The following is a 15,247-nucleotide window of genomic DNA, read 5'->3' as shown; positions in this document are numbered from 1 at the left end:
TCCTAACTTTAGGATCGGGTGTAAGTGGCAAAACCATTAGTTATCGTCGAGTCGCCGGCCAAGGCGCGTACCATAGCAAGATTCCTCGGTGGAAACTACAGCGTGGAGTCCTCCATTGGACACATACGAGATCTCCCAAAAAATGCCGCAGAGATCCCTGCAAAGGTGAAGAAGGAACCCTGGTCAAGACTCGGTGTCGACATCGAACACGGCTTTAAGCCTCTTTATATAGTCTCTAAGGAGAAAGCCGATAGAGTGAAGGCACTAAAGGCACTCCTGAAAGATTCCTCTGAACTGTATCTGGCCACCGACGAAGATCGCGAAGGGGAGTCGATAGCTTGGCACCTTCTTGAGGTCCTACAACCTAAAGTACCTGTCAAACGCATGGTCTTTCATGAGATAACCGAGAGAGCCATCACAGAAGCTATCGAGCACACACGCGACCTAGATAGGCGCCTCGTCGACGCGCAGGAGACCCGGAGAATCCTTGATCGTCTCTATGGATACGAAGTCTCGCCGGTTCTTTGGAGAAAGATCCTCCCAAGACTCTCTGCCGGAAGGGTTCAAAGCGTCGCATGCAGGGTTATTGTAGAACGCGAACGGGCACGCATACGATTTAGATCTGCGGAGTACTTTGACATCGAAGCGGGCATTGACAGAGGTACCTCTTCCTTTAGAGCTCGGCTTGTCTCAATAGCAGGACGTCGTATCGCTGGGTCAAAGGAGTTCGATGAGACGGGTCAACTCAGCTCCAAGGCTCAACAGCAAAACGTAGCGCTACTAGATGACCCATCAGCACAGTCATTAGTTGAGGCTCTTACAGGCTCAGAGTTACAGGTGACGGAGATCGAAGAGAAACCTTATCGAAAATCACCTGCGGCACCGTTTATGACCTCCACCTTGCAGCAAGAGGCGGGGCGAAAGCTCAGATTCTCCTCGCAGCGGACCATGTCCGTCGCACAGCGCCTGTACGAGAACGGTTACATCACCTATATGAGGACCGACTCGACGCAGCTGTCTGATTCAGCCATCGAAGCTGCAAGAGATATCGCTCGTACAAAATACGGAACAAGCAGCGTTCCAAGTTCACCAAGGCGTTATAAGAACAAGGTAAAAAACGCCCAGGAAGCGCACGAGGCCATTCGACCAGCTGGAGACATCTGGAAGTCTCCAGAGCAGGTTGCGCAAGAGCTGGGACCCGACGACGCTAGGTTATACGAACTCATCTGGAAGCGCACGGTAGCCTCGCAGATGAACGACGCAGTTGGAACAACTGCTACCGTGCGTTTAGCCACCGAGACACTTGATGAGATCCACGTAGGATCAGATAGATATCCACCTAGGACCGTAGCTGAGTTCTCCATCTCTGGGCGTGTCGTTACATCGCCAGGTTACCAGATGGTCTATGAGGAGAGTGCAGACGACACCTTAGACACTGAAGACAGTCCGCTTCCCAAGATGGCAGTAGGAGAGCGCTACTTAGTATCTGAGATCCAAAAGGTCGGCCATAACACACAACCCCCGCCCAGATATACCGAGGCTTCCCTGGTAAAGACTCTCGAAGAGTTAGGAGTTGGGAGACCATCTACCTACGCATCAATAATCTCAACGATCCTGGAACGCAGATACGCATGGAAAAAGGGGCAGGCTCTGGTTCCGACGTTCCTGGCCTTTGCAGTTGTAAACCTCCTGGAACAGCACTTTGGTCCACTAGTGGACTTTTCTTTCACCGCAGAGATGGAAGACTCTCTGGACGAGATCGCCGAGGGAACAAAAGAGGCTGTGCCGTATCTGAAGGAGTTTTACTACGGCAATGGCAAGCCAGGACTTAAACCCATGATCGAGGCGAAACTTGAAGAGATCGACGCTCGCTCTATCTCCACGCTTGTGATCGGTAAGACACAGGATGGACTTGAAGTCGCAGTAAGGGTTGGTCGATACGGACCCTTTATTCAAGTCGGAGAAGAGACGGCTTCGATCCCAGAGGAGACTCCACCAGATGAGATAACGATCGACTACGCTTTGGGTCTTATAAAGGACGCTAAGAACACCGACCGGGTACTTGGGCGTGACCCACAGAGCGGTGAAAATATAAGTATAAAGATCGGCCGCTTTGGACCGTATTTTCAAGTTGGAGAGTCCGAGGGTAAGGAAAAGCCAAGGAGAGCATCGTTGCTAAGTTTTATGAATCCTGAGACTGTGGATCTTGAAGATGCTCTACTGTGTCTATCGCTCCCTAGGGTTGTCGGAGTTGATCCGCAAAGTGGAGAGAGCATACTTGCTCAAAAGGGTCCATATGGTCCTTACATACAAAGAGGCAAGGACTCAAGGTCCTTGCAAAGCGATGAGGACATTCTGACGGTAACCCTCGAGGAGGCACTGACCCTCCTGTCGCAGCCAAAGACCAGAAGGGCTCGGTCCTCATCTAGCTCCTCCTCGAAAGAGATAGGAATCGATCCTCTGACGAATAAGGTAATACAGCTGAAGTCTGGACGCTTTGGCCCGTACGTTACCGACGGTGAGGTCAACGCATCCTTGGGTAGATCTCGCTCGCCTGAGACCCTTACCCTCGAAGAAGCGAGCGATCTGTTGTCAGAGAGACGGTCAAAGCTGATAGCTGAAGCTCAAGAACTAAACTCTACGCCTAAGGTCGCTCCCAAAAAACGCGTAACGGCAAAGGGGAAGAGCAAGGGTTCCAAGTGACAAACAACCACAGCGCAAAAACGCTCGGCGGCCTCTTTGTAGTAATCGATGGACCAGACGGCGTTGGCAAGTCCACACAGATAGAGAATGTCAAAAGGCAGCTTCAAGGACTCGGGTACCATGTAACCGCCTCTCGGGAACCAGGCGGAACATCGATAGGAGAGACCGTTCGAAGACTGGTAAAAGACAACAAGAACCTTCCTCCATGGTGCGAACTGCACCTGATCCAAGGAGCTCGGATCGACCACATAAACGCCCTCATCATTCCCGCCCTTCAACGAAACGAGATCGTACTACTAGATCGCTTCACACCCTCGACACTTGTCTATCAGGGCGTCGTTAGAGGTATTGGAGTAGATGAGGTAGCTTCCATAATTCATCGTTCATCTCCCAATATAGAACCGGATGTCATATTTATCTTGGATGCACAAACTCCACAGACTGGATTTGAGTTCTCAAGCGGCGACAGCTTTGAACACCAGGGAATGCCCATTTGGAGGACAGTTCGGCAGGCCTATCTCGAGTTAGCGACACGCTTTGGCTGGACGGTTGTTACAGCCGATCGACCCAAAGACCTCGTTACCGAAAACCTCGTAAAGTTAATTGCGGACCGCCTAAACTTCAGATCTTTAAGTGCACATGAATCCGCAGTCCACTGACTTTGAGAGCAATCAGGGAAAAGACCCTGATCACTACCTTTTCGTAGGGCGATCCTACCTACGGGATCGCTTGCACCGCTTTGCTGAAACACTCTCAAATACCTACATGTTCTTTGGACCCCCCGGATCTGGGAAACTTGAGCTTGCGCTACATCTAGCAACCATGGTTCTTTGCCCCTACGGCGGTTGCGGGAGATGTGGCACCTGCATTTCCATATCACGAGGTGAACATCTCGATCTCACCATACTTCGGAGATCCGGGAACTTTATTGAGATCGACGATGTCCGATCTGTTCTAAGGGACGCCGTCCAGACTCCAAACTATGGAGGCAATCGTTTAGTGATCATACCCGAGATCCATCTAGCGCAGCGATCTGGACCAACACTTCTAAAGACCATTGAGGAGCCACCGTCAAAGACCATCTTTATCTTTACGGCCGAGGCTATCGAGGGTGAGATCCTGCCGATAGCCTCTCGATGCATACAGATCGAGGTTCCTCGCTTAAGTGACGCCGCCATCAAGAGCTATCTGATGACACTTGGGACACTAGATGATCAGACAGAGACTATCGTTGAGGCCTCAATAGGCCGCCTAGACTTCGCTAAGTCCCTAAGCCAAAACCCAGCGATGGTGGATTACCTAAATCAGTGGTTAGCCGTTGTAGAGTCCACACCACACACCCCAACTGCGCTTTCCGAGCTCGCCTCTATACTTACCGAAGCACCACCGTTATCTTCGGAGTCAGAGACCAAGTCGCAAGGACGCAAAAAAAGAGACGAACTAGACTTAGTTCTCATGGGGATCAACTATCTTGCAAGACAGCTGAGCAAAGCTAACCTCCGAACCACCTTTGACCGTCAAGAAGCCCTTGATGCACTTAGTCGTGCAGCTCGTTCGTTACAACTCAACGTATCAGTTGCACTAGCGGTGCGAGAGGCTGTATTTTCCATCGCTCTTCTTTGAAAACACCATATCAACTAACTAGTGATCAGAGCTTCCGCTCCCCCCTGAGTCACCGCTAATTGTAACGGTTGACGTGGTCGCAGAGGAGCCTCCATCACCTGAACCTTCTCCAGGTGCTGTGGTCGAAGTCGAATCCTGGGTCGATACCGTAGTTGGAGCAGAAGGAGAAGTCGAGTTGTCCTGACCATCACTCGATGCCGGACTTTCCGGAAGAGCCGGTACCGGAGAACCGTTGTCACTAGAACCGGAGTCGCCCCTATTTACCTCAGTCTCACTCGTTGTTCCTGCCGGGTGAGCAACAGTGGGTCTAGTAGTGCTTGCTAGCGTTGTGCTAGTCGTCGTCGTTTGATAAGTTGTGGCCGTCGAGGGGATAGCAGGAACTCCCATGGAGTTAGAGGCCTCGGCAGGAGTGTGTTCCTTTTTATCTTTCACAGGGTTAATCACTGGGTCTGGTATCTGGACCCCCGAGACCGCCTTCACTGCTTTAGCAACTACATTTTGAACTCCCCTCGGAAGCGATCCCGTGGCAGCAGCAGCCGCACCTCCCATCAGAAAGACCGTCGCTACCGCAGCGGCCAATGAACGAGATGAAACCTTCTTTAGATGAACAAGAATAGAGCTATTGGAGTGAACTCCTGGCGTGGGGGTGACGCTAGATACACCACCAGCAGCAGCGACCGCCTCTTTCATAGCACCGATCACAACGAGTTCCCGTCCTAACTCCGCCTCGGTTGGAGGGGTCTCTCTCAGGGATTTCAGCAAGGACACGAGTTGACTCGATGTCTCCCCTAGCTCCTTCGGCAACTCTCCCGACGTGTCAGCGGTTAGAGACAGAATCTCTTCCCCATCTAAACCGTCACAGATATCTGGGAAACCACTCTCTCCACCTTCCCCACTACGACTACGATCGTCCTCGTCCGACATGTTTGTCACCTCCCCTCTTTGACTACTGAAGCTGAATCGATGGATCTAGAGTTTTTTTTACTGGCAACTAGCACCTCAGCTAACTTAGATAGACCTCTGTGCGTCAACACTCTGACGGAACCCTCGCTGCGGCCAACCAGCTCAGCGACTATCTTGGTATCGAACCCACCGATGACACGTAGAGCCACAACCTCAGACTGCGCCTCCGGCAACAGCGCCAGCAGCCTCAGAGCCTTCTCGAGGTCATCAGCCTCATCTACTCGGTCGTGATCCTCCGAGCTAAAGAGGTGCGCCTTGTCATCGATCCCCACTGTCTGCACCCTACGGTACCTCGACCTCAGATGATCCGCTAATCTCCGCCTTGCGATATGGAAAAGGAGAGCCTTTAGGTTATTCTGGCTACCTTTGAAGTCTTTCGCAGCTTTAGCAAAAGAAACCCAAGTCTCCTGGGCCACGTCATCAGGCTCCGAAGTGCCCAAAGAACGAAGAAACCTAATCAGCGAGGGGTTGAACTCTCTCCATATCGAAGACATAGCAGAAGGGTCACCCTGTCGGAGACCCTCTACTAGCTCTTCAAACTCCTGATCTGTCCAGGTAGTGCTTTTCACATTCTCCTCTGCAGACTCAGTGCCGATCTTAGGACACAGACAACTAGGTCTTTTTTCTACATCGGAACAACTACGTTCGATCAGTAGGAATTGCCCGTACATTTAGAGCACCGATGGACACAGCTTAGCTCACCTTAGTTATCTGAACCTGAGGCAGACTGCGTAGTGGAGGTAGAAGAACCCCCATCTTCAGAGTCAGACGACTGCTGATCTTGCTGCGTAGTCGAGGTCGTCTGGTTGTCTGCCGACGAGCTGACCGTAGTTGAAGAGTTATTATCACCTTCGGATGAGTGGTCAGAACCGTGAGACGCCTCACCATCTGAGTTCAAGACTCCATTTTCATTTGGAACGCTGGAACACAGTGGATTAGTAGCCACGCCGGAGCCGGTCGAGCTCTGAGGCGTACCCGCACAGAAGTCCCCGTGTTCCCCGCTGGGCGTTTGATGCACTGAGCTTGTACCTTGAGTCGTAACTACTGGCGCTACCGTCGTAGTAGGCGCTACCGTCGTAGTAGGCGCTACCGTCGTAGTAGGCGCTACCGTCGTTGTTGGCGCTACCGTCGTTGTTGGCGCATCCGTACTTTGCGTGTCACTTGGAACCTGAACCCCAACCACCGATGCCGCACTCGCCACCGCATTTTGTATCGGACTCGGCAACGCACCGGTTGCAGCGGCAGCTGCAGTTCCGCTAAAAGCAACCGTTGTCACAGTAGCAATCAAAGCCTTGGTCGACAAGAACCTAAGTATCACTTACAAATCCTCCTATATCTATAACAGCCCTGGAGCAGTTCAATAACCTTCCCTGCCTCGAAGGACCACATCCTGTGCATAGATAGAGTCGCAACATCGCATCAACTTGTTACATTTCGCAGCAAAAACTACCACAAAAAATGAAGGTGGGGGGCGCCAAGCACCTCCCACCTTGCTCAAACCAGCACCTCTATGATGGTTCAGAGATCCTTTTCAGATCGCTTCAAACTAACGTTTGCGCAGACGAATCCTCGACCAAGGTACTAACAGAGAACCTCCTAGTACTGCAGATAGAACTACCAGCACGTACCAGTACCTCGACGACCAGGGTTCACCGGTATGAACCGCTGGTACTGTAAGCGATGAGGTCGCTGTCGCCTGAGGCGTCGTGGTCGACGAGCCACTGCTTGAAGCTGCGGTCACCGGAGGCGCTACCGATGCTGAGGTAACCGTTATCGTTGCTGAAGCCGATATGGGAGTAAGCCCGTCCCCACTATCAGACAACGTCGCTGTGTTAGTTATCTGTCCAGCCGGAGCAGAACTCGACACCAAGACCGGCACTACTACCGTTCCGATCGAGGGATTAGCTGAGCCTCCGCTATTTGGAGTAAATATACAGGTCACTACGTTGTTGTTACCGCTGCATGAGGAGCTAGCAAAACTCGAACCTGTAACCGAGGGCGTACCATCTAGTGTCATTTAGTTAGGCAGTGGGTCAGACAGAGTGACCGGAGACGAGACGGTTCCGCTAAAAGTCCCTGTTATCGAGAAAGAGTCAGACCCCCCTGGCTGCACCGAGGCAACTTGGGCAACCTTGCTTAGCGTTGCGGTTAGCTGCTGAGACGGTGCTACCGGAGTTGTACCGTTCACATTTACCGTTACGACGTTTGAGCTTGCGGTTGAACCCGTGCTTGATACAGAGGTCCCAGTCGTCCCAGCTCCACCGTTAGTAAAAGATCCTGGGGGAGCAGAGCTACTAAGGGAGAAGGGAACCGTTATGGTTACAAGAGGTGTCGTGGCTGGTACCTGAATGAACGATACGCCACTAGCTAGTGGGAACGTACAGGTCATCACCTGACCCGGTGTTGGCGTTGTGCAGGAGTTTGCCGACTCCGTAAATCCGCTGTAGAGTCCACTGATACCAGGTGTACCGAAACTGAGGCCTTGATAGTTAGGCAGAAAGTCGGACACCACCAGAGCTGTATTGAACGTACCCGAACCCGACGGCGTAAGGGTGAAGGTATGATTGGCCGATGGCGATGTCACCGTCACCGACTGAGACCCATCCACCGACTTGGTTATAGACAAAGACGGATCGTTGACATTTACCTTCACCACGTTCGAGGTCATCGTCGAGTTCCCATACCCTACGCTCGCCTCGTTCGTGAAGGATCCAGCCAAGGTCGCACTCGAACTAAGTGAAAAGGGGACCGTGATACTCGCCAGGCTCTGAGTCGGTGGTACGTACAGGTAAGACTGGCTAGGCGAAAACGAGCAGGCCAGGAGGTTTGAAGCAGATATCGAACAACCTGATGTTGCAAGTCCGCTTATAACACTGACTGCCGGGGTCCCGTAACTAAGACCGACGTAGCTTGGGAGTTGATCGTTCACGGTTATGGGACCTTGGAAAACCCCTGAACCTTGCACAGTCAACCTGTAGTTATTGCTTAAAGACGGTGCTGGTAGGGTGATCTGCGTTACACCGTCAACGGTCTTACCAATAGACAGAGACGGAGGAGGAGGGGTAATAGTTATCTTTGCCGTTGAGGAGACGCTTTGAATAGGGCTAGACAACGTTGCAGTGTTAGTGAGCAACGTGGTTGGAGTTGAGGGTGCGGTTGTAACGCCGATCACCACCGGAGCAAACTCCGGATTAGTTACTCCACCCTCTCCTCCAAGGTACTTACATGTAACCTCTCCAGGGGTCGAAGACGTCGGCGGCACAAAACTACAGTTAGTCCATGCAGTCTGGTTCGAGGCCGTCGTTGCGAAACTCAGAAGTTGGTAGGTAACCCCGGGCGCATACATTAGGGGATCGGTCAACGTAACGCCTATGACTGTACCGGACGCTGAAGAGTTTATGGTGTATGAAGAACTCTGGCCACTAGTTATGGAACTTGGATTCGAGGTCTTTGAGATGAAGAGGTTGGTGGGAACACAGCCCTGATAAAGATCAAGGTGCGTCTCTGCAATACTTTTTAGACTCTGGACATAGACACTTCCCTCGATTTGAGCACCGCCAGTAAGGAGTGCATATGGTGCCAAGATAGTACCCCTCCATTGAACGGTGGGGGCTAGTTTGACAGATGAGGCTTGCCCAAAGTTCCACAGAGTATATTGAGGGCTGGCATTGACGGTTGCAACATCGCTCATGTCAGAACCACCCGTGACGTTTATAATCACAGATGCCCCAGATGCCGCCTTTACGTCTACCGTCATATTCTTGTGTGAAAATACAGAGTCTGGTATGTCCACGACACTGCCAGCCCCTGGCGGGGCCGCTGACATAATCGTTAGCGTATCGCTAGCGTTATCAAAGCCGTAACTTGCTTGGCTCGGAGAGTCACCGTAGATACCGTTGCTCTCGTTCTGAAGCAGTTGAGTCGTCTGAGCAAAGTTCAAGGGCGTGCTCTCAGTTGCGCTTCTATTTACACTTCCGAGGTGTCCACCGTTTTGCACCTTTCCGACGCCCGATCCCACCCATACGTTTCCTGCCGTGACAATTGGGCTTCCGCTTCCATTCGGCGCAATAAGTGAGTCTCCCGCTAGCCCTGGATTGGAGCTGTAGCTACCTGGAAGCCTGATGCCGACTGAGAAGTACTTTCCGGGAGCCACGGTAAAGTTCACCGCACCTCCAACGGCTATCGCACCTTCAGTATCTTGAATATAGGAGGAGCTAGACGTATAAAGGGTTGCACTCCCGGCCACGTAATCTGTAAAGGGAGTTGCATCTCCAAAGTCCGCGTTGCTTGATACGCAGCCCATACCTGAGTAGCTAGGACTACTTTGTGCCGAAGCCCCTTGCTGGAAAGCTGGGAGCGTAAATGGCAACGTGCTGCCGATCGCTGCGGTCAACGCAGCTGCGCCAACCCTCACACGACCGAACTTGGTCAGCTTTGACCACATTTTTTTACCTCTCTCGCCATCTCAACCAGTGGTCCATGAACTAAAAAGCTGAACGTGAACCACTGGTAATGAGAAACCACAAATACTCGACCACTCAATAATACGGCTAATTCACTCTAGGTGCAAGGAAAATTCAAGAAATTACTAAAGAAAACGTTTTTTTCTACCGATAATGCGGCTTTTTTACTCTTAGTGGTATTTAGCTCTTAAAGTCGTCATTCACTGTCTCAAACAAAGAAGAGGTATGCTGGCGACCTTCGCAGGGAGCCAACATCGTCTGTAAGGCTTCTTCTTCTAGGCCCTTACAAGCCCATCTTCCCTTTTTCACCCTAGATCGGTAGCGCTTTTGATCAAAAGAAAGTTGACGCAGCCGCATAGATCTCCAGAACCCATCCCGTCGTCACCTTACCAAGTAAACCCTGAGCGAGCAGAAAGTAATAACCATTTGTGAGAGAACTTAGATCAGGCTTGGGGCAGCAGACTAATAGTTGTCGCAAAACGGATCGATCGTATTACTTGGTGTCCGGTCTTTAGGTTAGAACAACCAATTAGACCTTCTAACCGAATCGAGCGATCAGACAACTTTGAGCTTTAGCTGCTCAATCTACCTTCCAGGGAAAACGGGTCGGACAACGTGCGCTCAGAGCGTAGGGATGCCAACGCTAATTTAAAGAACCACAAACATACCGCGCATGAATCTTTGGGACCGCTGCTCCATGTCTGCCCCAGCCTCGTCCACGCCTTTAGTCACAGCTGTTATCTCAAATATAACTTGTTGGCGGTTTATTCCTAGGTGCCTACGACATAGTTACCGCTTCGATCGATCGACCAAGTCACCATCAAACTTTGAAAGACGCTCATAGGTAAATCGCAAGCAAGACCGAAATCTCCCCAGAACCTGGCACCTGCGTCACACTAGCGTTGTCCTGGACTGCATGGAAGAGTTTGAACTCCCTAACCTCCATCGACTTCCACTTCTACCAAGATAGGCATTCAAGCATCGCGCACGACAATTACTCGCAAGCACTACGTCACAGCCCACCGATCTCTCCTTGAGAGTCACCACGACTAAGTCCCAACATGTGTCTACAAACGCCTCAGTGTCCTTGGTTACATACATTACAACCGGTCGCTAATGAGAGTTTCGGCCACTTTATGGAGCAGCTGTGCGGATCCAACTGGACAGGGCAAGGAACTCAGCGGGTTTCTCCCTTGACATCTTATAGTCAAGGGTCTTTCTCGGCCTCTCGTTCAGGTTCCTTTGGACCTCTCTCAAGTCGTTGGCCCAGTACAGGTTCGGGTCAGCTCCTTTGGGGTGATACCTGTGTAGGAGACCATTGGTGTTCTCCTTTATATTCTCCACTGCCAAGGGGAGCGTCGGTCGCAGAAGTACACTTGGGTCCTTGTTGCGAAGGATAACTGCTTGTGGCGGGCAAAGCCTTATCCCTAATCCCAGGTGATGGATCTCATGAGCTTTCAGGGCATGGGCCTTGTGGCTTGTCCCACTTTAGCCTCAACCCCCTGGCACTGTGACCATTTGGAAGATAGAGCAGCAAGAAGAACTGGCTGATGCGCCCAAAGGGTGCCAACAGCACTCTTTCCCCCCTTGCCAGTTATGAGATCACCCTCCCGACGTCCCAGCACAACTCGGTCTTATACCTCTGGTGGACGCTCAGAGATCATCACCATGTCAGCGATCGGTCCACCTGACTTTAGCGACCCCCGCAATTTCCCGTTGGTTCGTTATTCCTCAAACAACATGTAAGCTCTCGACTGAGTTCACCACGTCTCTGCACTTAAAGTGCCCTATAGATGGTCTCGTGACTCACCCTCATCACCTCGTTAGCTCGAAACGCTCCGCGGAGTTGATCGGCAATCTCTTCTACTTGCCACGGCTCTTTCGACCGTGTACTGACCTCAAATGCAAGAGCCAGGTTCACAAGCTTTGAGACCTTGGGACAGATGGGCCTTTCCTTGCTCTTAGGTGAGCTAGGAAGATCCGGTAACAGCTTCCTTCCACTGTTTGCGGGTACCTCTCGTATCACAGTTGAAGAGTGTCTCTGGGGGGAGCTTGCTATGAGAGAGAGCGAGGACCGCTCCGTTAGCCCCGAGAGACCTCTTCACTCTCAAGAGCATTAAGGGTTCCCCTCTACAGCACCCCGACATAGAGCTTGGGTCCTCGTGCCTATCTAAGTAACATAACTTGGGCGACCGATTTATAATACCCGATGTCCTAGCTTCCTACCTTAGACTCTTGCCCTTTGCGCACAATCTCCTTGCTAAATCACGTTAGAAAGTCTTTTGATGAGCGGTCATTTGACATTTCTTATCTTTGGGTTGAATCCTAAAGAGATCTCCACTCAACCGGTCCGCTCACCTATTGAACCGATGCTGAGGACCAAAATAACAAGCATCAGACCGTAAGAAGGTCACGTGCGCCTGTGTCGGAGGAAGGATGCCTCAGCTTTGACATGGCACGAGCTTCAATCTGACGGATACGCTCCCTCGTAAGGTTGAAGTACTCCCCGACCTCTTCTAGGGTTCTTGGCTCTCCACGATCCAGCCCAAACCTTAGCTTCAAGATCTCACGCTCTCGCTCGTCCAACGGCGCTAGTAGCTTAGCGATCTCATTTGGCAGAAGCTGCGTTGCAGCATGGTCAAAGGGGGACGACGCTGAACGATCTTCAACTACATCACCCAGTTCTGCGTCTCCGTCTTCCCTGAGGGGCTCAGACAACGACAGAGGGTCACCCCGAAACCTGAGTGCCTCAATGAGTTTGTCGTAAGGAAGTTCAACCTCTTTACCTAACTCAGCCAACGTCGCTGGTCTGCCAAGTTTGAACTCGAGCCTCGCTTGCGCCTTTTGCACACGAGACAAGGTGTCTCCCGCGTGCACAGGCAACCTGATCGTTCGACCAGTATTCGCTATTCCACGTGTGATTGCCTGTCTAATCCACCAAGTTGCATAGGTCGAGAACTTAAATCCCTTTCGCCAGTCAAACTTCTCGACCGCATGTATCAGGCCTAGGTTCCCTTCTTGTATAAGATCCAACAAAGGCAGTCCAGAGGCCTGGTATTTCTTGGCTATCGATACCACAAGTCTCAGATTCGACTGCACAAACGCCTCTTCGGCCCGAATACCCGCCTTTACACGCCTCTTTAGCTCTTTCTCAGTCGCTGGATCAAGCGACTTGTCCTTTGAGCGTAACTCCCTTTTTGCTCGACGCCCTTCTTCGATGTCTTGCGCTAGATGTACCTCATCCTCTTTTGTAAGAAGTGGATACGCACCTATATTACTTAGATAGATACGGACAAGATCCTCTTCGTCCCTATCAAGCCTCTCTTTGGCCAAGGGTCTTCCTCTCCTTGAGTAACCACCAACGTTGCCAAGTCTCTATTGAGTGCCTCTTTAACCGACTGTTCGTTATATGAATGTTTACTACGGGTATACCTTCAGAGTACCTTCGAGAAAAATACTTCACCGCTAAGGAGATCAAAAATCTTTGTATAGTCAGCTTTACCCTCGTTAGCGGAGCTTATAAATTCACAGGACTCTCTTATAAATAACACAGCTAACGAAAGCCATTCGTGATTGGGAACCGTCTGTCTTTTCCAAATCCCTTGTTTGTTAGGCGGACGCCAGGGGGAGCCTGTCGACGTTTGTACTCTGAACGATCGATCAAAGAAGCCACCTTCTCAACTGTCTCGGGATCATACCCCAACTCAATCACCTCTGACCTGGCCATATCGAGATCGATAAGCCTAAATAGTATTGGATCCAAAATGTCGTAACTCGGCAGCGTATCATCGTCTCGCTGGTTTGGCCTAAGTTCTGCAGAAGGGGGCTTATTCAAGATCGATTTAGGAATCAGGTCGTACCCGGCCAGCTGATTTCGATAGTTGCAAAGTTCGTACACGTGCGTCTTAGGAACGTCCTTGATTACAGCGAATCCTCCTGCGGTATCCCCGTATAAAGTGGAGTAGCCCGTCGCAAGTTCAGACTTGTTGCCGGTCGTCAACACCAGCGCTCCTTGATAGTTGGACAGGGCCATAAGCAGGGTACCTCGAACCCGTGACTGCAGGTTCTCTTCGGTAATGCCTCCCGGACTTTCCCCGAGATGGCTTGCCAATAGATCGAGATAGCTCTGAAAAACATCGTCGATCGATACGAGTTCAAAGTCCGTACCAAGGTTCTTGCATATCTCCACCGCATCACTTACGGAAGCTGTACTGGAGTACCTAGTAGGCATACCGATAGCCTTGACACGGCTTGCTCCAAGGGCATCGACGGCCACTGTTAGCACCAATGCAGAGTCAACACCGCCGGATAAACCTACCATCACCGATTCAAAACCGTTTTTCTCTACATAATCACGAGTCCCAAGCACTATCGCCGGATAGGACTCAGAGGCATCAAAATAGCCCAGATCAACTTTGGATGGCAACGACGCAAGGTACCCTCTCTCAGAGTCCTGACTTACCTGTCCATGGTATATGAGTGGTCTAATGACATGTCGTTTTTGGTCGTACAGATGGTATGAATCTAAATGAGGATCGCTGACCGGTGATACCGTTCGACGCACTCTGATCTCATTTAGTCTGCACTGTTCAAATCGGTAGTTTCCGCGCGGATCTACCAGCCTTTTTCTAAATCTTTCCGGAAGAAAAAGGTCGAAGCTCGTCACCTCCTCAGAGAACCTGCCGCAGGAGCCTATGAGTTCTCCAAAGTGGTTGTACACAACAGACGATCCGTCAAAGACAAGTTCGTCCTGTCCTCCTACCATGTTGACGTAGGCTATCGAGAGTGATCCGTCCGCTGCCCTGGTGGATAGCATCTTTTCTCGTTGCAACTGCTTTCCTTGGGCAAAGGGAGATGCGTTGATGTTTACGACAACATCTACCTGGCCGGAACTGTATGCAGCCATAGGACCGTAAGGAGACCAGATATCTTCACAGATAGTTACACCGATTCTCACATCCCCATAGAGAATGACCTCAGGCTCCTTCCGACCTGGCCTAAAGTATCGAAGTTCGTCGAAGACTCCGTAGTTAGGAAGGATCTGTTTGTGGAACACACCCTGGATCTTTGCGTCACTGATAAACGCCGCTGCGTTGTAGAGGTCATCGGAGCGATCTACAAACCCAACTACTACTGCAATATCTTTCGTCATGGCGGTGACCGCAGCCAGTGCGTCCAAGTTTGCCTGAACGAATCTGGGCTTTAGCACCAGGTCTTCGGGAGGATAACCCGTAAGAGAAAGCTCTGGAAATATAACTAGCTCAGAGTTGAGCCTCTTCGCCTCAGCCAAAGCGCGTTCGATCTTGGACAGGTTGGCATCGATTGCGCCCACTTCGAAGTTGAGTTGTGCCATACCTAACCTGAGCACGCGCATAGAAAATTAACCTTCCTGAGCAAAATCGAAACGCTAAGCAGTATCTACCTAACAATAATTTAGGGAGTGCCTTCATTGCAAAGACACTCCCTAAAGAAGAAAACCTTCTAATTCACTGGTC

Annotated in this window: 10 protein-coding genes; 4 read left to right on the top strand and 6 right to left on the bottom strand. The window is 51.1% G+C overall.

The annotated features are described in order from the left end of the window. Nucleotides 1–24 precede the first annotated feature (24 nt). The 3 genes from topA to BUA24_RS03015 are packed head-to-tail and all read left to right on the top strand — an operon-like array spanning nt 25 to nt 4,326. A complete protein-coding gene (gene topA / locus BUA24_RS03025) occupies nt 25–2,703 on the top strand; it encodes a type I DNA topoisomerase (RefSeq protein WP_072788624.1) in 2,679 nt (892 codons plus the stop codon). Then, entirely contained in the window at nt 2,700–3,362 is a 663-nt protein-coding gene (gene tmk / locus BUA24_RS03020) for a dTMP kinase (protein WP_072788622.1), read from the top strand. Before topA ends, tmk begins: the two co-directional genes overlap by 4 nt. Beyond that, nucleotides 3,343–4,326, top strand: a complete 984-nt coding sequence (locus tag BUA24_RS03015; RefSeq protein WP_072788621.1) for a DNA polymerase III subunit delta' — start codon at nt 3,343–3,345, stop codon at nt 4,324–4,326. The genes tmk and BUA24_RS03015 overlap by 20 nt, the downstream gene beginning before the upstream one ends. 18 nt (nt 4,327–4,344) lie before the next feature. Here BUA24_RS03015 and BUA24_RS03010 read toward each other — a convergent pair whose 3' ends face one another. From BUA24_RS03010 to BUA24_RS03000, 3 genes are all read right to left on the bottom strand, one after another. Further along, entirely contained in the window at nt 4,345–5,250 is a 906-nt protein-coding gene (locus BUA24_RS03010) for a hypothetical protein (protein WP_143146363.1), read from the bottom strand. Nucleotides 5,251–5,255: 5 nt separating this feature from the next. Beyond that, a complete protein-coding gene (locus BUA24_RS03005) occupies nt 5,256–5,858 on the bottom strand; it encodes an RNA polymerase sigma factor (RefSeq protein WP_072788617.1) in 603 nt (200 codons plus the stop codon). A 134-nt stretch (nt 5,859–5,992) separates the two neighbouring features. Next, nucleotides 5,993–6,565, bottom strand: a complete 573-nt coding sequence (locus tag BUA24_RS03000; protein WP_143146362.1) for a hypothetical protein — start codon at nt 6,563–6,565, stop codon at nt 5,993–5,995. A gap of 430 nt (nt 6,566–6,995) precedes the next feature. Here BUA24_RS03000 and BUA24_RS02995 point away from each other — a divergent pair, with 430 nt between their 5' ends. Further along, the gene (locus tag BUA24_RS02995; protein WP_072788613.1) at nt 6,996–7,310 is read left to right on the top strand and encodes a hypothetical protein; all 315 of its coding nucleotides are present in this window, start codon (nt 6,996–6,998) and stop codon (nt 7,308–7,310) included. On the opposite strand, the gene BUA24_RS02990 is transcribed toward BUA24_RS02995, so the two are convergent. From BUA24_RS02990 to BUA24_RS02970, 3 genes are all read right to left on the bottom strand, one after another. Continuing rightward, nucleotides 7,307–9,733, bottom strand: a complete 2,427-nt coding sequence (locus BUA24_RS02990) for a collagen-binding domain-containing protein (protein WP_072788611.1) — start codon at nt 9,731–9,733, stop codon at nt 7,307–7,309. The genes BUA24_RS02995 and BUA24_RS02990 overlap by 4 nt on opposite strands. A 2,413-nt stretch (nt 9,734–12,146) precedes the next feature. Beyond that, nucleotides 12,147–13,085 (bottom strand): sigma-70 family RNA polymerase sigma factor, encoded by a 939-nt coding sequence (locus BUA24_RS02975; RefSeq protein ID WP_072788602.1) that lies wholly within the window; start codon nt 13,083–13,085, stop codon nt 12,147–12,149. A 220-nt stretch (nt 13,086–13,305) separates the two neighbouring features. After that, nucleotides 13,306–15,126, bottom strand: coding sequence for an NAD+ synthase (locus BUA24_RS02970; RefSeq protein ID WP_072788601.1), 1,821 nt, complete (start codon nt 15,124–15,126; stop codon nt 13,306–13,308). Between the last annotated feature and the right edge of the window lie 121 nt (nt 15,127–15,247).

Source organism: Ferrithrix thermotolerans DSM 19514, assembly GCF_900128965.1.
Classification (GTDB): Bacteria; Actinomycetota; Acidimicrobiia; order Acidimicrobiales; family Acidimicrobiaceae; genus Ferrithrix; species Ferrithrix thermotolerans.
This window is presented reverse-complemented; position numbering and strand designations above follow the sequence as displayed.